19 protein-coding genes and 2 tRNA genes are annotated in these 24,776 nt (G+C 74.1%); 13 read left to right on the top strand and 8 right to left on the bottom strand.

Going from position 1 to position 24,776, the window contains the following annotated elements; all coding sequences use genetic code 11:
• Positions 1–172: 172 nt before the first annotated feature.
• Entirely contained in the window at positions 173–1,405 is a 1,233-nt protein-coding gene (locus ABZ793_RS29485) for a GNAT family N-acetyltransferase (protein WP_357462893.1), read from the bottom strand.
• A 109-nt stretch (positions 1,406–1,514) separates the two neighbouring features.
• Here ABZ793_RS29485 and ABZ793_RS29480 point away from each other — a divergent pair, with 109 nt between their 5' ends.
• Positions 1,515–2,060 carry a hypothetical protein gene (locus tag ABZ793_RS29480; RefSeq protein ID WP_357462890.1) on the top strand — a complete coding sequence of 182 codons (546 nt, stop codon included), beginning with the start codon at positions 1,515–1,517 and terminating at the stop codon, positions 2,058–2,060.
• A gap of 195 nt (positions 2,061–2,255) precedes the next feature.
• Here the strand turns inward: ABZ793_RS29480 and ABZ793_RS29475 are convergent, their stop codons facing one another.
• Positions 2,256–2,522, bottom strand: a complete 267-nt coding sequence (locus ABZ793_RS29475) for a hypothetical protein (RefSeq protein ID WP_357462887.1) — start codon at positions 2,520–2,522, stop codon at positions 2,256–2,258.
• Between the two features lie 193 nt (positions 2,523–2,715).
• On the opposite strand from ABZ793_RS29475, the gene ABZ793_RS29470 reads away from it, so the two are divergent.
• The 6 genes from ABZ793_RS29470 (at position 2,716) to ABZ793_RS29445 (ending at position 11,464) form a co-directional block, all read left to right on the top strand.
• Positions 2,716–3,513 carry a serine protease gene (locus ABZ793_RS29470; protein WP_357462884.1) on the top strand — a complete coding sequence of 266 codons (798 nt, stop codon included), beginning with the start codon at positions 2,716–2,718 and terminating at the stop codon, positions 3,511–3,513.
• Between the two features lie 455 nt (positions 3,514–3,968).
• Positions 3,969–7,598: a non-ribosomal peptide synthetase gene (locus tag ABZ793_RS29465; RefSeq protein ID WP_357462881.1), complete on the top strand. Its 3,630-nt coding sequence runs from the start codon at positions 3,969–3,971 to the stop codon at positions 7,596–7,598.
• 44 nt (positions 7,599–7,642) lie between these two features.
• Positions 7,643–8,626 carry an aldo/keto reductase gene (locus ABZ793_RS29460; protein ID WP_357462878.1) on the top strand — a complete coding sequence of 328 codons (984 nt, stop codon included), beginning with the start codon at positions 7,643–7,645 and terminating at the stop codon, positions 8,624–8,626.
• 61 nt (positions 8,627–8,687) lie between these two features.
• A complete protein-coding gene (locus ABZ793_RS29455; protein WP_357462875.1) occupies positions 8,688–9,425 on the top strand; it encodes a hypothetical protein in 738 nt (245 codons plus the stop codon).
• Positions 9,422–10,279, top strand: a complete 858-nt coding sequence (locus ABZ793_RS29450) for a family 3 encapsulin nanocompartment shell protein (RefSeq protein ID WP_357462872.1) — start codon at positions 9,422–9,424, stop codon at positions 10,277–10,279. Before ABZ793_RS29455 ends, ABZ793_RS29450 begins: the two co-directional genes overlap by 4 nt.
• Positions 10,280–10,291: 12 nt before the next feature.
• Entirely contained in the window at positions 10,292–11,464 is a 1,173-nt protein-coding gene (locus ABZ793_RS29445) for an MFS transporter (RefSeq protein ID WP_357462869.1), read from the top strand.
• A 24-nt stretch (positions 11,465–11,488) separates the two neighbouring features.
• Here the strand turns inward: ABZ793_RS29445 and ABZ793_RS29440 are convergent, their stop codons facing one another.
• The 5 genes from ABZ793_RS29440 to ABZ793_RS29420 form a co-directional block, all read right to left on the bottom strand.
• Complete coding sequence (locus ABZ793_RS29440; RefSeq protein WP_357462866.1) at positions 11,489–12,589, bottom strand: FAD-dependent oxidoreductase; 1,101 nt, start codon at positions 12,587–12,589, stop codon at positions 11,489–11,491.
• A 291-nt stretch (positions 12,590–12,880) separates the two neighbouring features.
• Complete coding sequence (locus tag ABZ793_RS29435) at positions 12,881–14,107, bottom strand: S8 family peptidase (protein WP_357462863.1); 1,227 nt, start codon at positions 14,105–14,107, stop codon at positions 12,881–12,883.
• Between the two features lie 115 nt (positions 14,108–14,222).
• Complete coding sequence (locus ABZ793_RS29430) at positions 14,223–17,423, bottom strand: Hsp70 family protein (RefSeq protein WP_357462860.1); 3,201 nt, start codon at positions 17,421–17,423, stop codon at positions 14,223–14,225.
• Positions 17,424–17,634: 211 nt separating this feature from the next.
• Positions 17,635–17,928, bottom strand: coding sequence for an AraC family transcriptional regulator (locus tag ABZ793_RS29425; protein ID WP_357462857.1), 294 nt, complete (start codon positions 17,926–17,928; stop codon positions 17,635–17,637).
• 261 nt (positions 17,929–18,189) lie between these two features.
• Positions 18,190–18,263: transfer RNA gene (locus ABZ793_RS29420), tRNA-Gly, on the bottom strand.
• Between the two features lie 202 nt (positions 18,264–18,465).
• Between ABZ793_RS29420 and ABZ793_RS29415 the strand changes: the two genes are divergently transcribed.
• From ABZ793_RS29415 to ABZ793_RS29390, 6 genes are all read left to right on the top strand, one after another.
• Positions 18,466–18,539: transfer RNA gene (locus ABZ793_RS29415), tRNA-Pro, on the top strand.
• A 135-nt stretch (positions 18,540–18,674) separates the two neighbouring features.
• Positions 18,675–20,021: a trigger factor gene (gene tig / locus ABZ793_RS29410; RefSeq protein WP_357462854.1), complete on the top strand. Its 1,347-nt coding sequence runs from the start codon at positions 18,675–18,677 to the stop codon at positions 20,019–20,021.
• 169 nt (positions 20,022–20,190) lie between these two features.
• Positions 20,191–20,832, top strand: coding sequence for an ATP-dependent Clp protease proteolytic subunit (locus ABZ793_RS29405; protein WP_350685012.1), 642 nt, complete (start codon positions 20,191–20,193; stop codon positions 20,830–20,832).
• Between the two features lie 10 nt (positions 20,833–20,842).
• Complete coding sequence (locus ABZ793_RS29400; RefSeq protein ID WP_357462851.1) at positions 20,843–21,505, top strand: ATP-dependent Clp protease proteolytic subunit; 663 nt, start codon at positions 20,843–20,845, stop codon at positions 21,503–21,505.
• Positions 21,506–21,710: 205 nt separating this feature from the next.
• Complete coding sequence (gene clpX / locus ABZ793_RS29395; RefSeq protein ID WP_350708380.1) at positions 21,711–23,006, top strand: ATP-dependent Clp protease ATP-binding subunit ClpX; 1,296 nt, start codon at positions 21,711–21,713, stop codon at positions 23,004–23,006.
• Between the two features lie 153 nt (positions 23,007–23,159).
• The gene (locus ABZ793_RS29390) at positions 23,160–23,957 is read left to right on the top strand and encodes a carbon-nitrogen hydrolase family protein (protein WP_357462847.1); all 798 of its coding nucleotides are present in this window, start codon (positions 23,160–23,162) and stop codon (positions 23,955–23,957) included.
• A 4-nt stretch (positions 23,958–23,961) separates the two neighbouring features.
• Here the strand turns inward: ABZ793_RS29390 and ABZ793_RS29385 are convergent, their stop codons facing one another.
• Positions 23,962–24,189: a hypothetical protein gene (locus ABZ793_RS29385; protein ID WP_350708377.1), complete on the bottom strand. Its 228-nt coding sequence runs from the start codon at positions 24,187–24,189 to the stop codon at positions 23,962–23,964.
• Positions 24,190–24,776: the final 587 nt, after the last annotated feature.

Genomic DNA, 24,776 nt, shown 5'->3' with positions numbered 1-24,776 from the left:
CGCCACGCTGGCGCGGACCCGCCCGCCTCCCGGCATCTCCACCCGGCCCACCCGCCCGCCGTCGGCCGCCTCCCGGCGTCTCCACCGGCCGGCCCGCCCGGCGCCGGCCCGCCGGTGTTCCGTGGGCCGGGACGACGGTTCGGCACGACGCCGACGCCGGGCAGCCGAGCGGTCAGAACACGTCCATGCCGGCGGGGGCCCGGTGCCAGCCGAAGGCCGGGCCCGCGGCGGCCAACGCGCCGGGGCGCAGCTCGCGTACCCGGCCGGCGGCGGCGAGCGCGCCCAGCCCGGCGCCACCCAGGTACAGCTCGCCGAGGCAGCGCACGTCGCAGGCCAGCTCGGCCGGGCGGTCCGTCGGCGCGCACGCGGCCCGCTCCGGCCCGCCGCTCAGGTGCCAGCGGCCGGCGTTCTCCGGGAGCAGCTCGTCGGTGACCTCGATCACCACGTCCACCCCGGTCGCGTACCGGCGGGCGGCGAGCGCGGCGGGCACGTCCACCACCCGCAGCCAGAGCGCGTCGACCAGTTGCGCGCCCAGCCGGCGCGGCTCGTTGACCAGCCGCAGCAGCGGCTCGTCCGCCGCGCCCGCCCCGAAGGAGAGCTGCCCGGCCAGGTCGAGCGAGAGCAGCATCCGCCACATCGCCGCGTACGCCGCCGGGGTGGCGGCCACCACCTCGTCGACCGTGGTGACCCCGTTCGGCCCGGTGCTCTCCCAGTTCGCGCGCGTACGGAAGAGCCCGTACCCGTCCACGCCGTCCGGCCCCTCGTGCAGCACCGCCCGGCGCTCGGTGGCGCCGCCCCGCCGGTCGGCCTGGTCGCTGAGCACGTACCGCCACCACGCCTCGTCGCGGCTGGACCAGCCGGGACGCTCGGGGCGCACCCGGTCGTACACCCGGGCCAGCTCGGCCCGGCAGTCGGCAGGCGCGGCCAGGCGCAGCCGGCCTTCCGCGGGCGTCGGGTCCGGCATCCGCAGCGCGACGGTGGCGCACTGGACGGAGAGCCGCTGGGCGGCCAGGCCGTAGCCGAAGCGCGGGTAGATCCCGCCCTCGCTGGCCCACAGCACCGCCACCGGTTCCCGGCCCTCGTCGCGCACCTGCCGCAGCTGTCGCGCCATGAGCTGGGTGAGCAGTCCCCGGCGTCGGTGGGTGGGTGCGACGCCCACCCCGCTGACGTGGGCGGCCGGCACCCGCGCGCCCGGCACAGTGAGTTCCCGGGTGAACGCCCGTGCGGTCGCCACCGCGTCGCCGCCGTCCCGGACCAGCAGCGTGCGCCCGGGTTCGAAGAGTGCCCGCTCGATCTCGTGCGTCTCGGGGTCGGACGGGGCGTGGAAGAGGTGGCCGAGCAGCCGGGCCAGCTCGTCGAAGTCATCGGCTCGGGCGGTCCCGACCGCGAGTGGGGGGTTCGTCACGCCGCTGTGTCTAGCCGATCGGTGCGGGCTCGGCGACCGATTTGCCGGCTGGCTACCCTCGAAGCCGGACGGTGGCCGGTGGTCGCCGTCGGTCCAGGGGAGGGACGAGATGGCCGACCAGACACAGCCGTGGGCCGAGCGGACCGTCGAGGTGCCGCCGCAGCCTGGTGTCGGGGTGCCGCCGCAGCGCGACGCGTACCGGCGGGGGGTGGCCTCGGTCGGGCAGCCCCGGGCTCCGCGCACCGAACCGTTCCCCGTGGTCGGGCAGGAGCCGACCGGCACGGGCTGGCCCGACGGGTCGGCGCTGCGGCGCCCGCTGAGCTGGCACGTCGCGCAGCTCAAGCGCGGCGGCGAGTGGAGCGCCGCCGGGGCGCTCTTCGCGTTCGTCTGCTGGGGGATCTGGGCGATCTCGGGCGGTGGCGACCTGGCCGGGCCGCTGCTGATCTTCGTGCTGAGCCTGCTGGTGGCGGCCGGTCTCTTCGCGTTGGCCCGGCTGCTCGGCCGCGTGGTGCTGGAGCGGCAGCTGGGCCGGGTGCGCCGTAGCGCGCGCGGGGCGCACCTGGTCACGGCGGTCTTCCTGGCCGGCCTCGGCATCGCCTACCTGCAGCAGACCGAGTGGGTCGTGTCGGCCTGGGACTGGATCACCGGGAACTGACCGGACCGCGGGCATCGCCGGGACCGACCGCATCACCCCGGGACTGACCGCACGCCCGGGCGGGTCGGCGTCCGCCGCCCGCCCGCGCGCCCGGTCGCGTGTCGCGACCCCGGTCGTTCTCCACTCCACCAGGTCGGCCGCTGCTTACCCGGCGGGTCGCGGTTCATCCGCGCCCGGGCCGGCCTGACCCGGCGGTCAGTGCTTGCCGCCGTGGCCCTCCGCGTCCGCCTTGGGGGAGGTCACCCGGGCGGCCGGGTCCTCGACGCCGGGCTGCCCGCCGTCCGGCGCGACCATCCCGTCGTAGTTGTAGATCGTGCCGTCCTCGCCGTGCTGCCTGGTGGTGCGGATGTAGCGGTGCATCATGCCGTCGATCTCCACCTCCACGAGGGCGTCGCCGCCCGCGTCGATGGTGCTGCCGTCCCGGGGGCCGCCGACCAGGTGTGCCTTCGTGTTCGTGTCCATGGGGCTGCGGTACCCGGGTGGTCCCGACGCAAAACGGGCGGTCTCCCGGGAGGAGGTCGCCGTCCGGTGCGCGGCGGTATGACCGACGCGGGATGGGTCCGAACATTGCCGTTCATCGATATATATCCATAGGATCCCGCCATCGGATGCCGGCGCGTCGACCCCCGCGCGCCGCGAAGCTCGGGAGGCTCCCATGGTCCGTTGGCGCAGACTCATCGGCCGGTTGGCCGCCGCGTTGGTGGCGGTCACCGCCGGCTCGTTCGTCCTGGCCGTTCCGGCCGGTGCCAGGCCCGCGTCGGACGTGACTCCGTACGTCGTCGGCGGCACCCTCGCCGCGCAGGGCGAGTTCCCCTTCATGGTCCGGCTCTCGATGGGCTGCGGCGGCTCTCTCTACAGCCCCCGGCTGGTGCTGACCGCCGCGCACTGCGTCGGCGGGACCGGTGCGAACACCAGCATCACCGCCACCCTCGGCGTGGTGGACCTCCAGTCGTCGAGCCGGATCCAGGTGCGGTCCGACTACGTCTACCGGGCGCCCGGCTACAACGGCAGCGGCAAGGACTGGGCCCTGATCCGGCTCGCCACCCCGGTGACCACGCTGTCCACGCTCAAGATCGCCACCAGCACCGCGTACGACAACGGCACCTTCACGGTCGCCGGGTGGGGCGCCACTTGGGAGGGCGGCGCGCAGCAGCGCTACCTGCGCAAGGCGACCGTGCCGTTCGTCAGCGACGCCACCTGCAACTCCTACTACGGCGGCCAGATCATCCCGAGCGAGGAGATCTGCGCGGGCTACGCCAGCGGCGGGGTCGACACCTGCCAGGGCGACTCGGGCGGCCCGATGTTCCGGCGGGACGCGAACAACGCCTGGATCCAGGTCGGGATCACGAGCTGGGGCAACGGCTGCGCCCGGCCCAACTACCCCGGCGTCTACACCCAGGTGAGCACCTTCGCCCCGGCGATCGCCTCGGCGGCGGCGAGCCTCGGCGGCTAGTCGCGGGAACGGTGTGCGGGACCCGGCCGGCCCGTCCGGCCGGGTCCCCGCGCGTGTCCGCCCTCGCGACGTCGACTACCGGACGTGATCCGCCCTGCGTGATCGGGTGACGAGAGCGTGCCGCGCGGCCCCGTCCCGGCCCCGGCCGCCCGGGCGGCGGCTGTCGCGGAAATCGGCCTGTCCGGCGGGCGGGATCCGGAGGAACGGCTGGTCGCGGGCCGGTTTCCCCGGTCGGTCGCCGGTCCCGGGGCGCGGCGACCGGCGCCGGCGCAGGCGAGTGATGGACATCGATGTAGCAGAAAGTTGCATATTCCCTACCGTCGATCAGCCCTCTAGTGTCCATGACCAGCGGCCGTACATCGACCGACGCCGATCATTGTCGGCGTGCGGCGGGCCGGCACAGCTCCGTCCGCGGCTGCGACCGACGGCCGCACGGGCTCGGGACAGGAGGCGTGATGAGGTCGGGCGACAGCGGGTCCGCGGCACCGGTTCCCGTCTCGGACGGGTCGACGTACCGGTACACCGCCACCCGCCCGGCGGTCACCGGGCCGCACCCCGCGGCCGACGTGGGCGGCGCGGCCGACGGCAGCCGCGACCGGGTGTCCACGGCCGCCCTGGCCGCCGTGGAACTGCTCGACCGCCTGGGCCGCCAGACACCGGTGCGGGTCCGGGCCGGCGCGGAGATGCTGGACCTGCCGGTCTGGCCGGCGGACCTGCACCGGATGCCCGGCGACCGGGCGCGCGCCACGGTCCGCGCGTGCGCCGCCGCGCTCGACCACGAGGGCGTCGACCACGTCCTCGTCCTCCTCGACGAAGGCTCGCCGGCGCCGTCCGCCGGCGCGCCGCCCGTGCTGCTCACCGCCGACGTCACCGACACGGCGGTCGCGGTCGTGCTCCGCTGCGCCGCCGACGATCCGTGGTCGGCCGATGCCGCCGCCGTGGCGGAGATGTACGCCGAACTGCTCGCCGCCCTGCTCGCCGACCCGGCGTCGCCCACGTCGACGGCGCCGGCCCTCGGGCCCGCCTTCCGGGCGCTGGTGGAGCGGGCCGGCCGCCGGCACGACGACGGGCCCTTCGTGGCGGTGCCGCGCATGATCGAACACCGCGTCGACCTGCATCCGCAGCGCCGGGCGGTGTCGTTCCGGGGGCGCTCGCTGACCTACCGCGAACTGGACGACCTGGCCAACGGCGTCGCCGCCGTCCTCGCGGCCCGGGGGATCGGGCGGGGCGACGTGGTGCCCGTGCTCCTCGCCGACGGCCTCGAACTCCCCGTCGTCGACCTGGCCCTGATGAAGCTCGGCGCGGCCTTCGTGCCCGTCGACCCTGGCTGGCCGGCGGACCGGCTGCGCGCGTCCCTGGCGGTGATCCGGCCCCGGCTCGTGGTGGTCCGGCGCGGCGACCCGCGTCCCGGCACCGGGGACGTTCCCTGCCTGCCGGTGGGCCTCGACGACATCACCCCGACCCGCCGCCGGCCCGGGGTGCCCGTCGGCCCGGGCGACCTGATCTACGGCATCTTCACCTCCGGCACCACCGGCGCCCCGAAGTGCGCGGTCAACCGGCACGACGGCATCGCCAACCGGTTCCGCTTCATGACCCGCTACTTCGCGGCGACCGGCGCGGAGGTGGTGCTGCAGAACAGCCGGCACACCTTCGACTCGTCGGTGTGGCAGATGTTCTGGCCGCTGACCACCGGCGGCCGGGTGGTGGTGCCCGTCGAGGGCGGCTTCCTCGACGTCGAACGGACCGTCCGCACCATCGCCGACGAGGCCGTCACGATGACCGACTTCGTGCCGAGCGTGCTCGGCGCGCTGGTGTCGGTCCTGGACCGGGACCCGGCGGCCCGCCGTGCCGTCGCCACGCTGCGGCACGTGATCGTCGGCGGCGAGGAGATCGACCCGTGGACGGTGCACCGCCTGGCCGACCTGGTGCCGGGAGTGTCGGCCACCAACGGGTACGGCCCGACCGAGGCCTCCATCGGCATGGTCTTCCACACCGTCACCCGCTCCGACGGCGACGTCATCCCCATCGGCCGGCCCATCGACAACTGCTACGCGGCGGTGGTGGACGCCGAGCTGCGCCCCCTGCCGCCCGGCGCGACCGGCGAGATCGTCATCGGCGGGGTCTGCCTCGGCGAGGGATACCTCGGCGACCCGGCCCGCACCGCCGAGGTGTTCGTCCCCAACCCGCTGCCCGGCATCCCCGGCACCCGGCTCTACCGCACCGGGGACCTGGGCCGTCTCGCCGCCGACGGCCGACTGCACTTCGTCGGCCGGCGCGACTTCCAGCTCAAGGTGAACGGCGTCCGGATCGAGGCCGGCGAGATCGAGACCGCCGCCACCCGGCACACCGGGGTGCGGCAGGCGAAGGTCCTCCTCGCCCGGGAGGGCCGGGGGAAGTCGCTGGCCCTCTTCGTCGCCGCCGACCCGGAGGTGACCGAGCCGGCGCTGCGGGCGCACCTGCGCCGGCTGCTGCCCCGGCCCCACGTGCCCCGGCACGTCGTGGTGCGGGACGCGCTGCCGCTGACCGGCAACGGCAAGGTCGACCGGCGGGCCCTGGAGACCTGGCTCGACCGCACGCTCGCCGAGCGGGCGCGGGCGGCCGCCGCGCGCGCCGAGGCGCGTACGCTGCCGGACCGGGTGCTGGCCGTGTTCCGGACCGTTCTCGGCCGGCCGGACCTCGACCCGGACACCGACTTCCTCGACGCCGGCGGCGACTCGCTCCAGGCGCTCGACGTGGTGACCGCGCTCGGCGCCGACCACCACGTCCGGGTCGGCGTCCAGGACCTCTTCGCCCACCCCACCGCCGCCCGGCTCGCCCGGGTGGTCGCGGCGCGCCTGCGCGCGGCCGACCCCGCCGAGACCGAGGCCGAGCTGGTGGAACGCGACGCGGCCGTACCGGCCGACCTGCCGGTGCGCCCCGTCGCCCGGCGCCGGTCGCCGCGCACCGTCCTGGTCACGGGCGCCACCGGGTTCGTCGGCGCGCGGCTGGTCCACGAACTGCTCGCCACCACCGACGTCCGGGTGCTGTGCCTCGCGCGGGCCGCCGACGACGCCGAGGCCACCGCCCGCGTCGTGCGGGCGTTGGCCGAGCGGGGCCTGTGGCGGCCCGGCCACGGCCTGCGCCTGCACGGGTACGCCGCGGACCTGGCCCGCCCCGCCCTCGGCCTGGACCCGGAGACCTGGGGCCGGCTGGCCCACGACTGCGACCTCGTGCTGCACGCCGGGGCGCTGGTCAACTTCCTGTTCGACTACCGGGCCCACCGCCAGGCGAACGTCCTCGGCACCGCCGAGCTGCTCCGGCTGGCGCTGACCGGCCGGCCGAAGCCGCTGCACCACGTCTCCACCCTCGGCGTCCTCGACACCGAGGCCGCCCGCCGCCCCGACCCGTTGCCGGAAGGGTGCGACCCGGCCCTCGTCGTCCCGCCCACCAGTGGCTACAGCCGGTCGAAGTGGGTGGCGGAGCGGTATCTCGCCGAGGCCCGGCGGCGCGGCGCGACCGTCACCGTGCTGCGTCTCGGGGAGGTGATGCCCGCCGCCGACGACGGGCAGCCCAACCCCCGGGCGCTGACCCACCTGCTGCTGGCCGCCTGCCACCGGCTGCGGATGCGCCCCGACGCGCCGGTCCGCTCCGACTGGACGCCGGTGGACTGGGCCGCCCGGCGGATCGTCGCCACCGTCGTCGACCCGCGGCTGTGGGGCGGCACGATGCACGTCCTGCACCCGGTGAGCGTCGACTTCACCGACCTGCCGCTGGCCGGCGCGGACGCCCTGCCCCGGGTGAGCTGCGTGCGCTTCGTGGCGGCGCTGCGCGAGGCGGCGACCGACGGCGACCGGGCCGCCGCCGTGCTGCTCGCGCTGTTCCCGGCCGGGGCCGGCGCCGACGAGGAGCGGCTGCGGGCGGTCTTCGCGACGCTGCTCACCGACAACCCCCGGCTGTTCCGCCGCGACGGCTGCGCCGAGCTGGAACGGCGCCGGGGCTTCACCGACCACCGGCTCGGGCCGTCCGTCGGCGCCTACCGGGCGTGGCTGGGCGAGCACGAGCGACGGGCGACCGACCGGCTGCTGCTGCCGGCCGGACCAGGGTGACCAGCCGCGCGCGGCGCGGCGATCGGCACGGACGAGGGAGTGGGATGCGATACCGCAGGATGGGTCGGCTCGGCTGGCAGGTCAGCGAGGTCGGGTACGGGATGTGGGGCATCGGCGGGGGACCGGGCGGCTTCACCGGCTGGGACTACGACACCGCGCCGGCCTGCCTGGACGAGGCGGTGGAACGGGGCTGCAACTTCTTCGACACCGCCTGGGTCTACGGGCGGGGGGTCAGCGAACGGCTGCTCGGCGCCCTCGTGCGCCGACACCCGGACCGCCGGCTCTACCTGGCCACCAAGATCCCGCCGAAGAACCGGGAGTGGCCGCCCGGCCCGCAGGACACCCTGGACGACGTCTTCCCGGCCGACCACATCCGCGAGTACACCCGGCACAGCCTGGACAACCTCGGGGTGGACCGGATCGACCTGCTCCAGTTCCACGTCTGGGAGGACCGCTGGGCGGCCGACGGCCGCTGGCAGGAGACCGTCGCGGACCTCAAGCGCGAGGGCCTGGTCGACGGCGTCGGGATCAGCGTCAACCGGTGGGAACCGACGAACTGCCACGCCGCCCTCGACACCGGGCTGATCGACGTCGTCCAGGTCATCTACAACATCTTCGACCAGGCGCCCGAGGACGAGCTGTTCCCCCGCGCGCAGCGCGACGACATCGGGATCATCGCCCGGGTGCCGTTCGACGAGGGGACGCTGACCGGCACGCTGACCGCCGACAGCACGTGGCCGGAGGAGGACTGGCGCAGCACGTACTTCGGCCCGGAGAACCTGCTGCCCAGCGTGGAGCGCGCCGAGCGGCTGGCCGCCGACGTGCCGCCGGGGACGACCATGCCGGAGCTGGCGCTGCGGTTCATCCTGCACCACCCGGCGGTGAGCACGGTGATCCCCGGCATGCGCCGGGTCGAGCACGTCCGCGCCAACCTGGCCGTCAGCGACGGCGCGCCACTGGACGCCGGGCAGCTGGACCGGCTGCGCGACCACCGCTGGGACCGCAAACCGACCTGGTGGTCCCAGTGAGGCCCGTCCACCACCCCGGCGGCGCGCCGGTCCGGCGGGCCACGCGGTACGGGGGGCCGGCATGCCGGTGATCGCCATGTGGGCGCATCCGCGGGCGCTCTCCACCGCGTTCCTGCGCATGATGATCGCCCGCGGCGACGTGACGGTCGTGCACGAGCCGCTGGTCACCCTCGTCGACGAGGGGCACGTCGACCTGCCCACCGCCGACGGTGGCACCGTCACCGTGACCGACCCGGCCGACGTCGTCGCGCACCTGACCGGGCTGGGCCGGGACCGGACGGTCTTCGTCAAGGACACCCTCGAGTACCGGTACCGGCACCTGTTCGACGATCCCGAGGCGATCGCCGACGTCACGCACACCTTCATCGTCCGGGAACCGGCCCGCACGATCAGCTCGCACTACGCCATCAAGCCGACGGTGACCTGCCCGGAGATCGGCTTCGAGCACCAGTGGGAGCTGTTCGACCTGGTCCGCCGGACCGCGCGCCGGCCGCCGGTGGTGATCCGGGCCGAGGACCTGCTGCGCCGGCCCGCGGACACGGTGGCGGCCTGGTGCGCCGCCGTGGGGCTGCCGTTCCGGCCGGAGGCGCTGAACTGGGCGCCGGGGGAGCGCGCCGAGTGGCGGCGCACCCGCAAGTGGCACCTCGACGTCGAGCGCACCTCCGGCTTCTCGCCGGTCGCCAAGTCCTTCGCGGTGACCGTCGACAACGACGACACCCTGCGCTCGTACCACGACCACCACCAGCCCTTCTACCAGCGGCTGATCCGGCACGCCATCGCCATCGGGGAGGATTCATGACCACCACCGCCGCGCCGCCCGTGACCGCGTCGTCGACCCTGTCGCCCGGCGAGGTGTTCGCCCGCGCGTACGCCGCCGATCCGGTTGGTGCCGAGGTGCGTTTCGACTACACCATCACGGACGCCTTCCAGCCGACCAAGGAACGCCCCCGGGTGACCGTCCGCAACCTGTTCCGCAAGCGGTCGGTGGGGATGGACCCGGTGCGGTTCTGGTGCGAGGGCCGGCCCGACGTCGGGGAGGCCGCCGCGGTGCACGAGTCCGGCCTGCGCCGCGAGGCGGCCTTCCGGTTCGGCGCCGCCGAGGCCGCCGTGCACCCGATCCGCGCCTGGGTACGCATCCCCGAGGAACTCGCCGACGACCCGGAGGGGCTGGCCGTCTTCGTCGACTACCGGCTGCTGGTCCGCCTCGCCACGGCGGAGAACCAGGCGCTGACCATCGGCGAGCACGGCCTGCTGCGGCATCCCGAGATCGGGCGGCTGCCGTACCGGCACGACTGGCTGACGGGCCTGCTCGCCGCCTGCGACGAGATCGAGCAGACCGGCGCCACCCCGCACGCGATGATCGTCAACCCGAGGGACTACTACACCCACCTGCTCGGGCGCGACGCGCTGCTGGCGGACCTGCACCGCAACGGCGTCCTGATCAGCCGTACCCGGATGGTGGCGCCGGGCGAGGCGGTGGTGGGCGACTTCGCGATGGCGGCGCGCCTGCTCGACGCCGGGCGCTCCGCGATCCGCGTGGCGACCCCGCCGCCGGGCACCTTCGCCACCGACGGCCCGGCCGTCTGCGCCGAGATCCACGAGGGCCTGGCCGTGCACCTGCCGACCCACTTCTTCCACGTCGTACCGGCCTAGGAGCGTCACCGCATGACCACGACCGGCGGGAAACTTGCGTTCTACCGGCCCATCGTGCCGCTGTTCGGCGCCATCTTTCTCTGCCTGCTCGGCGTCGGCGCGTCGCTGGCCGTGCTGCCCTTCTACGTCCTCGACGAACTCGACGGCAACCGGGTCGAGGTGGGCGTGGTGATCGCCGCGATCGCGGTCTCCGCCGTGATCGCCCGGCCCATCGCCGGCCGGCTCGGCGACCGGCACGGGTACCGGACGGTGATGCTGGCCGGGGCGGCCGTGTGCGCGGCCGCCGCCGCGGCCTACCTGGTGGCCGGCAACGTCGGCGTGCTGGTCGGCGTCCGGGTCCTGCACGGCGTGGGGGAGGCGGCCGTCTACACTGCCGGCGCCGCCTGGCTGGTGGCGCTCGCGCCGGCCGAGCGGCGGGGCCGCGTCGTCGGCCTGTACGGCATCCACATGTGGCTGGGCATCACGCTCGGCGCGCTGCTCGGCGCGGTGCTGCTGCGCACCTCGGGCGGCTATCCCGCCGTGTGGCTGTTCGCGATCCTGGCGGCGCTGGCCGGGGCCGCGCTCGTGGCCGTCCGCCCCCGGCCGCGGCAGCCGGAACCGAAGGGCCCGGCCGGCATCCTGCCGCGCAGCGCGGTCGCCCCGGGCGTCGCGCTCTCCCTGGCCGGGTTCGGGTACGCCGCACTGGCCGCGTTCGTCGCCCTGCACCTGGCCGACCGGGGCATCGAGAACGGGATCGCCGCGTTCAACGCGTTCGGCTTCACCTATGTCGGGGTCCGGCTGTTCGTGGGCGGGCTGCCCGACCGGCTCGGCGCCGGCCGGGTGGCGGTCGCGTCGGCGCTGGTGGAGGCGGTGGGGCTGCTCCTGGTCGCGGTTGCGCCGAATCTCGTGGTCGCGGTCGTCGGTGGGCTGGTGATCGGCGCCGGGCTCTCGCTGCTCTTCCCGGCGCTGGCCCTGCTCGTGATCAACCGGACCGACCCGGCGCACCAGGGGGCGGCGCTCGGCGCGTTCACGTCGTTCTGGGACCTGGGCCTGGTGGCCGGGGCGCCGCTGGCCGGCCTGGTCGCCAGCGCGGCCGGCTATCCGGCGGTCTTCCAGGTGATGCTGCTGGCGGCACTGGTGTCGGCGGGCATCTCGGCGTGGACGATGCTGCCCCGTCGCTCGCTGGTGGGCCAACGCCCCCACTGACCCACCCACCCCGGGCCCTCGGGGTCAGGGGAAGCGGGCGGGTGAGAGCGGGGCCGGGTCGACGGGTGGTGGGGCGCCGGCCGCCAGCGCGGCGAGCAGTGCGCCCGCCGCGGGCGCCGTCTGGACGCCGTAGCCGCTCAGCCCCGCCAGCCAGAGGAAGTCCGGCGCCTCGGGTGCCGGGCCGATCACCGGCACGTCGTCCGGGGCGGCGGTCCGCAGACCGGCCCAGGCCCGGTGGACCCGGCGGAAGCTCAGCGTGGTGGCCTCCTGCACCCGCTCGGCGCCGATCGCCACGTCGAGGTCGTCGGGGCGGGCGTCCCCAGGCGTCACCGGGGTGGCGTCGGACGGGGAGACGAGCAGGCGCCCCGACTCCGGCTTGAAGTAGAAGGTGCCGGTCACGTCGTTGACCATCGGCCAGTCCGTCGCCGGGACGCCGGCCGGCGCGTCCACGAGGAAGGCGGTACGTCGCAGCGGGGTCAGCCCCACCGGTCGTACGCCGGCCGCCGCGGCGACCTCGTCGGCCCAGGCGCCCGCCGCGTTGACGACGACCCGCGCGGTGAACTCGCCGGCGTCGGTGGTGACCCGCCACGCCCCGTCCGCCCGCCGCAGCCGGCGGACCCGGGCGCCGCACACCACCCGGCCGCCGGCCGCGCGGATGCCCCGCAGGTATCCCTGGTGCAGCGCGGCGACGTCGAGGTCCCGGGCGGCCGGCTTCACCATCGCCCGCCGGCACCACCCCGGCCGCACCACCGGGCAGTACGCGGTCACCTCGGCCGGGTCGATCTCGCGGGCCGGCGGGTCCACGTCGGCCCCGTCGCGCAGCGCCGCGTCGAACTCGTCCTCGGCGCCCGGCGGGCAGAGGCTGAGCACGCCGCGCGGGGTGAGCAGCGGATGGTCGGCGAACCCCGGCGGCGGGGCGGTGAGGAAGCCTCGGCTGGCCCGGGTCAGCCCGCGCACCACCGGCCCGCCGTAGTACTCGGAGAACAGGGCCGCCGAGCGGCCGGTGGAGTGCTGGCCGGGGACGTGTTCCATCTCGGCCAGCAGCACGCTGCCGTACGCGGCGAGGTGGTGTCCGGCGCTGGCGCCCGCGATGCCCGCGCCGATGACCACATAGTCGATCGTCACTGGAATCGACGGTAGTCGCAGACGCCTCCAGCGACAAGCATCGATATTGCGTGGCCGTCGCCGCGCCGCCGGCGAGGCGTACCCGGTGCCCGGCGGACGGCCCGCCGCCATGCCGGAGGTGCGACGTCCTCGTGCCGGCACCGCATCGACCCCGGCCCGACCGCCTGTGTCGACCGTTCGGGGCGGACGATCCGCCCGCGCGGGCCCGCCGGATCGGCGGGCCGCGCGGGCGGGCGCCGGGATGCCCGGCGCCCGCCCGGCGCCGGTGCCGGTGGCCTCGTCTTTCCCGGGTCAGGCGCCGCAGTAGAGCAGGCGGTTCGGCGTGCCGGCGACCACGCCGCTGACGACCCCGGTGGTCGCCCTGCCGGTCAGGTAGGCCGCCACCTGGGCGGGAGTCCAGGTGGGATTGGCCGAGAGGGCGAGCGCGGCGCACCCGGCGACGTGTGCGGCGGCCATCGACCCGCCGCTGAGGGTGGCCACCGCCGTGTCGGTGCTGTGCCAGGTGGAGGTGATGTTGGCGCCGGGGGCGTACAGGTCGAGGCAACTGCCGTAGTTGCCGCTCGGCATCCGGCCGTCGGTGATGGTGGTGCCGGCCACGGTGAGCGCCGCCGGCACCCGGGCGGGAGAGTAGTTGCAGGCGTTGGCGTTCGAGCTGCCGGCCGTGACGACGTAGGTGACGCCGGACGAGATCGACCGGTTCACGGCCGAGTCGAGGGCCGTACTGGCCCCGCCGCCGAGCGCCAGCAGCGCCACCGCCGGCCGGACCGCGTTCGCGGTGACCCAGTCCACCCCGGCGATGACCTGGGAGAAGGTGCCGCTGCCGGCGCAGTTCAGCACCCGCACCGGGCGCAGCTGGATCTCCTTCGCCACCCCGTGCCGCGTGCCGCCCACGGTGCCGGCCAGGTGCGTGCCGTGGCCGTTGCAGTCGTCCGCCGGACCGCCGTCGACGAGGTCCACCCCCACGCCGGCCCGCCCGCCGAAGTCGGTGTGGGTGCGCCGCAGGCCCGTGTCGATGACGTACGCGTGCACGTTGTGCGCGGTGTTCGGGTAGGCGTACCGGCCGTCGAGCGGGAGGCTGCGCTGGTCGATCCGGTCCAGGCCCCAGGACGGCGGGTCGAGCTGGACGCCCGGCCCGACGAGGGTGACCACCCGGTCCCGCTCCACGTACGCCACGGCCGGGTCGGCGGCGAGCCGACGGGCCGCGCGCTCCGGCAGACGCGCCTCGAAGCCGGTGAGCGCGTGGCCGTAGACGTGGCCGAGGGCGGCGCCGTAGCGGTCGGCCAGCCGGTCCGCGACGTTCCTGACCGCAACCTGCCGGTCGCCGCCGTGCCGGCCGACGCTGTCGTCCCGGAGCACCACGACGTAGCCGTCGGTCACGGCGTTCGCGTCGTCGGCGTGCCGGATCTCGCCGCCGGAGGCCGCGGTGGCGGGGGTGCCCACGGTGGCGACGAGCGCGGCGGCGAGGGCGAGTACGCCCACCGAGCGGGCCCGCCACCGCCGGGTACGGGGAAGTGTCATGCCGGTCCTCCTCCTGTCGGCCCCGCGCCGGCTCGTGGCCGGACGCGGGGCGGCCTGGCCGTTGAGAGGAGGCTATCGGTTATATAGATCGATCTGAATGATTGTCGGGATTCGGCTAACGGTCGGCGAACCGGTAGATCACGAAGTCCTCCTTGGCGCCGCAGACGATCACGCTGGTGTTCCACGAGCACGTCTCGCTGCGTACGTCCTTCAACTGGCCCATCTCGGTCACCTCGCCCGAGCCGGCCGCCACCCCGGCGACGCTGCGGTCGTCCTCGACGGAGCTCGGCGGGTCGGCGAAGACCAGCAGGTTGCCCGCGTCGAGCCGGACCGCCACCCCCGGCCGGTCCCGCAGCACCGCGCGACCGTCCGGGTCGAACAGGGTGCTGACCGACTCCGAGGAGGTCCGCCGGACCAGCAGATGCTCGCCGAGCGGCACCAGCCGGGTCGCCTCCGGCGCCGGCCAGTGGGCCACCTTCTCCTCGGTCGCCGCCACCACCTCGGTGCTCTCGTCCTCACCGCCCGTGGTCTCCAGCAGGCAGGCCCGGTGCTCGCCGCAGGGCACCAGCGCCTCCGGCCGCTTGCCCTCGTCCGGGGCGGTGTGCAGCACCTTCGGCTGGGCGCCGGTCGTCAGGTCGTACGCGAGCAACTGGTAGCCGGCCTCGTCGCGGGCGACGTAGAGGCGGCCCTCGTGCGCCACCACCAGGTCGTCCTGGTCGGCCACGTTGGCGCGGCTGTGGACGATGCGGCCGCTGCCCATGTCGACCACCCGGACGGAACGGTCCGCGCCCACCTGCACGAGCCGGCGGACCTCGCCGCGCCAGGGGTCGCGCGGCGAGCCGTCGACGAAGGCCGGGCCGCCCAGCGCCTTGTCCGTGGTGACCGGGTGGACGCTGGTGCGGGCACCGCCGTACTCGTCCTGCGGGCTGGGTTGCACCCACGTCTCCCCGCCGTCGCTCAGGCGCAGCCCGACCAGCTGCTTACCGGTCCGGTCGACCAGCACCGCGACGCCCTCGCCGAAGAAGACCTCGTCGTCGCCCAGGATCGGCCGGCTCCACCGCTGGTCGCCGGAGGTGCCGTCGAGCAGCACCAGGTCCCGGGGGGTGTCGTCGCCGATCGCGTCGGCGAAGGCCACCACCGCGCCGGGCAGCGCGACGATCCGCTCCCACTGCTCGGCGGACGCCTCGGTCGGCTTTCGCCACTTCTCTCCGCCGGTGTCGGCGTCGACCGCCACCACCTCCAGCCGCCCGTCGTCGAGGGGGTACGCGAGATACGCCCGGTCGCCGAGCACCGCGGTGAACATCGCCGACGGCCGCTCGGCCCCGGCGGCCACCCGCGCCACCCTCTCGACGGGGGACCGGAACTCCAGGGCGGGGTAGTGGTCCCGGGCCAGGTAGAGCACCGCCGCGGTCACCACGCCGGCGAGGGCGACGACGGCCCCGACCGTGATCCACAGCGCTCGGCGGCGGGGGAACGCGGGCGCGGTCGGGCCGGCGCCGGGCGGCGGCGACACCGGCGTGCCGGAGACGGGTACGCCCGGCCACGCCGCCGGCGACGCGCCCGACCCGGCGGACGGGCTCGCCGGGGGTACGCCGGGCGCCCATCCGCCCGCCTGAGGTGGCCCGGGCACGCCCAACGGCTGACCGCCATGACCGCCGTGCTGACCGTGACCGCCATGACCGCCGTGCTGGCCGTGTGCGTCGTGGCCGCCGTGCTGGCCGTGACCGGCGGGTGCGGCGGCCGGCGGCGCGCCCGGCACCGGGCTCCCGGGCGGGGCGGCGCCCGGCGGTCCGTACGGCGTGGTCGGGGCCGGTGCGGCGGACACGGTCGGCGTGGTCGACGCACCCGCGACCAGGGTGGGCGCCAGTCCGGCGGGGAGAGCCGGCGTGACGCCTTCCGGCCCGGCGACAACGGTCGGCGTGGGACCCACGGGCCCGGCGGGCTGGGGCAGCGCCGGGACGGCGGCCTGCTGCGCCGGTACGCCGGACCCGGCATGCGTCGGTCCCGTGGGCCCGGCCGACGCCGGCGCGGCGGCTGCGTCCTGCGGCGGTGCGGTCGGCCCGGCCGGCGTCGGCGCGACCGGTCCTGGCTGCTGCGCCGGCGCTGGTCCTGGCTGCGGCGGCGCGGCGGATCCGGCCTGCGCGGGCGCGGCGAAGGCGGCGGCACCGCGGGGGCGTCGGGGCAGGGGCAGGTCGGTGAGCGCCCCCTCGGCGACCGGCAGCTCCGGCTGCTCCAGCACGGTCGGGGCGATGCCCAGCTCGGCGTGCAGGAGCCGGGCCACCATCGGCATCCGGGTGGCGCCGCCGACCAGGAACAGGCCGGCGAGCTGCTGCGGGTCGAGGCCGGCCGCGCCGATCACCTCCCGGGTCACCGCCACCGCCCGGCCCAGCAGCGGCGCGGCCACCCGCTCCAGGTCGGCGCGGGTGAGGGTGACGACCGCCTCCACCCCCGGCACGGCCACCGGCGCGGCCGTCGCGCGGGACAGCATCTCCTTCGCGCCCCGGGCGTTCTCCCAGAGTTCGTGCTGCTCCCGCCGCTGCGTCGCCGACTGCGGGTGGACCAGCCGCTGCCACTTCGCCGGATGGTCGCCCGCGACCAGCTCGCCGAGCCGGCCCAGCAGGGCCGCGTCGACGTCGAGGCCGCCGAGGTCGTCGGCGCCGCCCGCGGCGACCACGCTGAACCCCGAGTCGCCCCACGGGTCGGCGCCCTCGTTGCGGAGCACGGCGACGTCCAGGGTGCCGGCGCCGAAGTCGAACACGGCGATCGCCCCGCCGACCGGCACCGGCCGGCGCAGCACCTGGGTGTAGTAGCGGGCGGCGGCGACCGGCTCCCGTAGCACCCGGGTGCCCGGTGGGGTGGGGCCGGAGAGGGTGTGCTCGGCCGCGGACGGCCACCCGGCCACGGCCAGGGCGTCGGCGAGCACCTGCCGCCGGGCCGCGTCCCAGGTCGCCGGGCAGGTGAGCACCGCCGGGGGCAGGAAGCCGACCGCCTCGACGGCCGCCCGGGCCACCGCGTGCAGCGTCGCGGCCAGCAGTTCGGCCGGCGGATACCGGCGGTCGCCCAGCGACACCGCCGGCTCGTCGATGCGCCGCTTCGGGTTGGGCTCGTACCGGCCCGGATCGGTGCGGGCCAGCCGCTGGGCGTCCCGGCCGGCGTGCAGCAGCCCGTCCGCGTCCGCGTACACGCCGGAGGGGATGATCGGCTGGCCGTCCACCAGCAGCGGGCGGGTGTGCCCGTCCGGCCGGCGCAGCACGGCGACGGTGTGCGACGTGCCGAGGTCGACGCCGAGGGCGTACCCCTCGTGCTGGCCTGCCATCTGCCGATACCTCCGCGGGACGAGGGGATGCCCGGCCCCGCATGGTACGCAGCAGCCGCACCGGCGCCGATCTCGCCCCGAGGCCCCTGGCGGAGCGGACCGAGGCGCGTGCCGAGTGCGGCCCGGCCGGCGAGGAGTTGCCGAACCTGGCGCCGGCAGCCGGGGCGCGCCTGGTCACACCCCGATGGTCGGTCCGAGCTGACTGCCCGGCTCACCCCCGGTGCGCCCCCGGGGTGTGCCCGAAGGTGCGGCGGAACGCGTCGATGAACGCGCTGGCCGACGACCACCCGCACCGGTGCGCCACCGTGGTCACCGGCATGTCGTCGGCCAGCAGGAGCAGGGCGTGGTGCAGGCGCAGTTGCGTACGCCACTGCGGGAAGCTCATGCCGAGGTCGGCGGTGAAGAGCCGGGACAGGGTGCGATCGCTCGCACCGACCTGCTTGCCGAATGCGGCGAGGGTGCGGTTGTCGGCCGGATCCGCGTGGAGGGCCGCGCACAGCGCCACCAACCGGGGGTCGTGGGGAGCGGGCAGGTGCAGGGGCTGCTGGGGGGAGGGACGGCCGGTGGTGCAACGGTTACCTGTACAGCCGCCTGAGGGGCGACCCGTCACCGTTGTGACCTGAGCGTAAGCAGTGGCGGCGCAATCAAGGTCGAGGCGGATCCTGCTCGGCGAGTAGTGGCCCGCGGATGGCCCGCAAGATCAAATCAGGGGTAGTCGACCGGCCCAGAATCGGGGCAGATTGCCTCTGACCTGGGCCGGAGGGTGTGGAGCGGGCGACGGGAATCGAACCCGCACCGTCAGTTTGGAAGACTGAAGCTCTGCCATTGAGCTACGCCCGCGTACGCCCCGACGCTGCGGGGCGCGCCGACAGCGTACCCAATGGTCCACCCCGTCCGCTCAGCCGTATCCCGGCGCGGCGCGTGCCGTCGTCCGGTGCAGGGGTGGCCGGCGCTCCTGGTGTCCGGTTGGTCCCCGTTCGGCGCGTTGGGTGACGCCCCGGCACGTCGCGCGGGCCGCGACCGCATAGACTGCTCGTCGCCACGGGGTGTGGCGCAGCTTGGTAGCGCACTCGCTTTGGGAGCGAGGGGCCGTGGGTTCAAATCCCGCCACCCCGACTGTCGTCCGCGGCCGGTCGCCGGGGTCGCCCTCCGCGCGGTCCCGGCCGCTGCCGGTGCGCCCGGCCGGCTCGCCTACACTCGATGGGCTTATCACGCCCAGACTAAAACCGAGATCCGTCAAGGAGTACGCCTGTGAAGAGCACCGTCGAGACTCTGAGCCCGACGCGCGTGCGGCTCGCCATCGAGGTGCCGTTCGTCGAGCTCGAGCCGAGCCTCAAGAAGGCGTACCGGGAGATCGGGCAGCAGGTCCAGGTTCCCGGCTTCCGCAAGGGCAAGGTTCCGGCGGCCGTGATCGACCAGCGGGTCGGCCGGGGCACCGTCCTCAACGAGGCGGTCCAGGAGGCCATCCCGCAGAACATCCTCGCCGCCGTCCGCGAGCACGACCTGAAGACGCTCGGCCGCCCCGAGGTCGAAATCACCGAGTTCAACGACGGTGACTCGCTGAACTTCACCGCCGAGGTCGACGTCCGCCCGGAGATCACCCTGCCGGACCCGGCCACCATCGAGGTGACCGTCGACGAGCTGCAGATCGACGAGAGCGAGATCGACGAGCAGGTGAAGAACCTGCGCGAGCGCTTCGCCACCCTGAAGACCGTCGAGCGGGCCGCCCAGGAGGGCGACTACGTCCAGATCGACCTGAACGCGACCGTCGACGGCGAGGACGTGCCGGGCGGCCAGGCGAGCAACATCTCCCACGAGGTCGGCAGCAAGCAGCTCCTCCCGGGCCTGGACGAGGCCGTCGTCGGCCTGTCCGCCGGCGAGAGCACCTCCTTCACCACCCAGCTCGTCGGCGGCGACTTCGCCGGCCGTGACGCCGAGGTGGCGGTGACCGTCCGCACGGTCAAGGAGAAGGAGCTGCCGGAGCTCAACGACGAGTTCGCCCAGATGGCGAGCGAGTTCGACAGCATCGAGGAGCTGCGCGGGGACGTGCGCGAGCGGGTCACCCGGGGCAAGCGGGTCGAGCAGATCTACGCCGCCCGCGACAAGGCCCTGGAGCAGCTCGTCGCCGCCGCCGAGGTGCCGGCGCCGGAGGGGGTCGTCCGCGAGGAGGTCGAGAGCCGCAAGCAGGCGATGGTCGACCAGCTCGAGCGCATCGGGGCCTCCCTGGAGGAATACCTGGCGGCCGAGGAGAAGACCGAGGAGCAGATCGACGCCGAGCTGACCGAGGCGGCGACCGAGGGCGTCAAGATCCAGCTGCTGCTGGACACCCTCGCCGACGCCGAGGAGGTCCAGGTCAGCGACGACGAGTTCGGCCACGAGATCGTGCACCGGGCCCAGCGCGCCGGGATGGCCCCGCAGCAGTACTACGACCAGCTGGTCCGCTCCGGCGCGGCCGGCGCCGTCTTCGGGGACGTGCGGCGTGGCAAGGCCCTGGCCTCGGTCATGGAGCGCATCAAGATCAAGGACTCGGCCGGCAACGAGGTGACGCTCGACGCCCTCCGCGCCGAGAGCGAGGCCGAGCACAACCACGAGCACTGATCGTCGGGTGAGGCCGCCGTCCGCCGCTTGCGGTGGGCGGCGGCCCGATCCCTTTTCCGGGGTACGTCTCGAGGGCTGCGCTGTTAGCGAACACTGCCCGGACCGGGACTCTGCCACCCGGCTGAGCGGTTAGTGTCGGGTAGGACGGTACGGAGAGCGAAGGGCTGCCATGACCGACATGCACATGCAAGCGATGCCGCTCCGGGCTATCGAGGCCCGCGGTGGCGACAACATTGGCAACCTCGATGACTCGGTCTACAACCGGTTGCTCAAGGAGCGGATCATCTTCCTGGGCAGCGAGGTGACCGACCAGGTCGCCAACCGCATCTGCGCGCAGCTCCTGCTGCTCGCCGCGGAGGACCCGGACCGCGACATCAACCTTTGGATCAACTCGCCGGGTGGCTCGGTCTACTCGGGCATGGCGATCTACGACACCATGCAGTTCATCGACAACGACGTGTCGACCGTGGCGATGGGCATGGCGGCCTCGATGGGCCAGCTGCTGCTCTGCGCCGGCACCAAGGGCAAGCGTTACGCCCTGCCGCACGCGCGGATCATGATGCACCAGCCGTCCGGCGGCATGGGCGGCACGGCGTCGGACATCGCCATCCAGGCGGAGCAGATGCTCTACACCAAGCGGATGTTCCAGGAGCGGGTCGCCTTCCACACCGGGCAGAGCCAGGCGCAGATCGAGGCGGATTCCGACCGCGACCGCTGGTTCACCGCCCAGGAGGCCACGGACTACGGCTTCATCGACAAGGTGATCACCGGAGCCACGCAGGTTCCGGAAGGCGCCGGGACCCTGAGCTGAGGAGCTGACGATGACCGACCTGAGCCTGCCGCCGCAGTTCGCGGCCGTGCACAACCGCTACGTCCTGCCGTCGTTCGTCGAGCGCACGTCGTACGGGGTGAAGGAGTCGAACCCGTACAACAAGCTCTTCGAGGACCGGATCATCTTCCTCGGCGTCCAGGTCGACGACGCGTCGGCCAACGACGTGATGGCGCAGCTGCTGACGCTCGAGGGCACCGACCCGGACCGCGACATCATCATGTACATCAACTCGCCGGGTGGTTCGTTCACCGCCATGACGGCGATCTACGACACCATGCAGTACGTCCGGCCGGACATCCAGACGGTCTGCCTCGGCCAGGCCGCGAGCGCCGCGGCCGTGCTGCTGGCCGCCGGCACCCCGGGCAAGCGCATGGCGCTGCCGAACTCGCGGATCATCATCCACCAGCCGGCCACCGAGGGCGGCTACGGGCAGGGCTCGGACATCGAGATCCAGGCCCGGGAGATCCTGCGGATGCGGACCCAGCTCGAGGAGATGCTCTCCCGGCACTGCAACCAGCCGATGGAGAAGGTCCGCAAGGACATCGACCGTGACAAGATCATGACGGCCGAGGAGTCCCGGGAGTACGGGCTGGTGGACACCATCCTCACCAGCCGCAAGAAGGGCCTGCTGGCGGCCAACGCCGCCAGCTGAGCAGTTCCACGTCGAGGTCGGCCGGGAGTCCGCTCCCGGCCGACCGTCTGACACACCCGTTTTGGGGGTCGGAGAAAACTCCGCCAGCGGGTAACGTCGGGTCTGTACCGCTCCGCCGGTCCTCCGGCTGGGTGAACGAGGCGGGCGGCGCACCGTCCGCAGGTCAGGGCCGGGTCTCCGGCCGATGAGTGCAGGGAGAACGTAGGTGGCACGGATCGGTGACGGCGGCGACCTACTGAAATGCTCCTTCTGCGGCAAGTCGCAGAAGCAGGTCAAGAAGCTCATCGCGGGCCCAGGGGTCTACATCTGCGACGAGTGCATCGATCTCTGCAACGAGATCATCGAGGAGGAGTTGGCCGAGTCCGGCGAGGTGAAGTGGGAAGAGCTTCCCAAGCCGATGGAGATCTGCCAGTTCCTCGACAACTACGTGGTCGGGCAGGACCAGGCCAAGAAGGCGCTCGCCGTCGCGGTCTACAACCACTACAAGCGGATCCAGGCCGATGCGGCCGGCGCGCCGGGTTCCGGCAGCGACGCCGTCGAGCTGGCCAAGTCCAACATCCTGCTGCTCGGCCCGACGGGGTGCGGTAAGACCCACCTGGCGCAGACGCTGGCGCGGATGCTGAACGTGCCGTTCGCCATCGCCGACGCCACCGCGCTCACCGAGGCCGGCTACGTGGGCGAGGACGTGGAGAACATCCTCCTCAAGCTGATCCAGGCGGCGGACTACGACATCAAGCGCGCCGAGACCGGCATCATCTACATCGACGAGGTCGACAAGATCGCCCGCAAGTCGGAGAATCCGTCGATCACGCGGGACGTCTCCGGCGAGGGTGTCCAGCAGGCGCTGCTCAAGATGCTGGAAGGCACGGTGGCCAACGTGCCGCCGCAGGGCGGGCGCAAGCACCCGCACCAGGAGTTCATCCAGATCGACACCACCAACGTGCTGTTCATCTGCGGCGGCGCCTTCGCCGGGCTCGACCAGATCATCGAGGCCCGCACGGGCCACGGCGGCACGGGCTTCGGCGCCCGGCTCCGGTCGGTCAGCGAGCGGTCGACCGACGACATCTTCAGCCAGGTCATGCCGGAGGACATGCTGAAGTTCGGGCTGATCCCCGAGTTCATCGGCCGGCTCCCGGTGATCACCAACGTGCGCAGCCTGGACCGCACCGCGCTGGTGCGCATCCTCACCGAGCCGCGCAACGCCCTCGTCCGGCAGTACCAGCGCCTCTTCGAGCTCGACGGCGTCGAGCTGGAGTTCGAGGAGCCGGCGCTGGAGGCGATCGCCGACCAGGCGATGCTGCGCGGCACCGGCGCCCGCGGCCTGCGCGCGATCATGGAAGAGGTCCTGCTCTCCGTGATGTACGAGGTGCCGAGCAACCCCGACGCCGCGCGGGTGCTGATCACCCGCGAGGTGGTCCTGGAGAACGTGAACCCGACGATCGTGCCCCGCGAGTTCACCGGCCGCCGCGCCCGGCGGGACCGCGAGGAGAAGTCGGCCTGAACCACCGCCACCGCGCCCGTCCGTCGAGGTCGGGCGCGGTCGGCGTTTCCAGGGGGCGGTGATTGTCGGCAGCCGGTGAGGCGAGACCGGGGCGGAGTGTTCGACGGTTGCCGCTGTCGCGCCGTGGCCCGGTCCGGTCGTACGCTGATCCCCATGCGCGTCGCCGTCTGCCAGCTCAACGCCCGGGACGACCGTGAGGCCAACCTGGCGGCCGCCGAGGCCCTGCTGGAGCGCGCCGCCGCGGCCGGCGCGGACGTCGCCCTCCTGCCGGAGTACGTCGACTACCTCGGCCCCGCCGCCGGCCTGCCCGAGCCGGAGCCGGTGGACGGCGAGGTGGGGCAGTTCTTCGCCGGCGTCGCGCGCCGGCTGGGCATCTGGGTGATCGCCGGGTCGATCCACGAGCGCGGGCCGGACCCGGCCCGCACCTGGAACACCACCCTGGTCCTCGACCGCTCCGGAGCGCTCGCGGCCACCTATCGCAAGATCCATTTGTACGACGTGGAGATCCCCGGCCGGGTCTCCTACCTGGAGTCCGCCACCGTCGCCCCCGGCGACCAGCCGGTGGTGGTCGAGGTCGAGGGGCTCCGTGTCGGACTGTCGATCTGCTACGACCTCCGCTTCCCGGAGCTGTACCGGCAGCTCGCCACGGACGGCGGCGCCCAGTTGCTGGTGGTGCCGGCGGCTTTCATGCTGCACACCGGGCGGGACCACTGGGAGGTGCTGCTGCGCGCGCGGGCGATCGAGAACCAGTGCTTCGTCGCCGCGGCGGGGCAGACCGGCGACCACGACCCGGGCCGGACCTGCTTCGGGCGCAGCATGGTGGTCGACCCGTGGGGCACGGTGCTCACCCAGTTGCCCGACGGCCCGGGTGTCGCCGTCGCCGACCTCGATCTCGACCGGCTGCGGACCATCCGTGCCGAGTTGCCGAGCCTGGCGAATCGGCGCCTGTAGGCCCTCAGCCCTGCAGCAGCACGCCCACCACGGCGAAACCGGCGATCGCCGCAGCCGTGACGAGGAGGGCCGTCGTCATCCGGGACCGCCCCCGTCGGGCCAGCCGTGCCACCGACACCACGAGGACGAAGAGCACGAAGGCGCCGATGACCAGCTGCCAGAACGGCAGCAGCAGCCCGAGCAGCGCGTCCTCGGCGAGCACCGCCGGCCGGGGGCGGGTGAGGTCGTCCATGACGAACACTCTGGCACGGCGGAGCCCCGTGCGGACCCTGTGCCGCCATCACGAATGCGGGACCACCTCCGCCGGCGACAGCCGCGCAGTGACGGACGCTGATTTGCCTTCCCGGGGCAGTCCGCGTAACTTTCTCTCTGCACGCGGGAGGCCGGGCAAACCGGCTGACAACGGGCACCAGGCTCGTGGCGGAGACGCCGAGCGAGACTGAGGAACGGGCGGTGCGAAGACACTCCGACACGGGGTTGCGATCGCGAGACCGACCGGGTAGAGTGCTGAAGCCGGCAGGAGCCGGGCGGATAGCCGCAGAGCGGCGACCGGCCGGTCTGCGGCTCCCACGACAGAAACGACCGCCATGATATGGCGTGCGTCATCGTGGATCTGGAGCACCGAACGTTGATCATCTCGAATACGAGGTTGACAACGCGAGGTGAGCCGAGTAGGGTAGAGGAGTTGCCCCAAGCGGGCTCCCACGATGTGGGACGCCTGAATGGTGTGTGGTTGTTCTTTGAGAACTCAACAGGGTGCTTGATAAGCCAGTGCCAAATTGATTTATACCCCGGACTGGCCGAGCCTTTTGGTTTGGT

It is taken from the genome of Micromonospora sp. NPDC047465, from assembly GCF_040643125.1.
Taxonomy (GTDB): Bacteria; Actinomycetota; Actinomycetes; order Mycobacteriales; family Micromonosporaceae; genus Micromonospora.
Note: the sequence above shows the minus strand (reverse complement) of the source record. Positions and strands in the feature narration are given on the sequence as shown.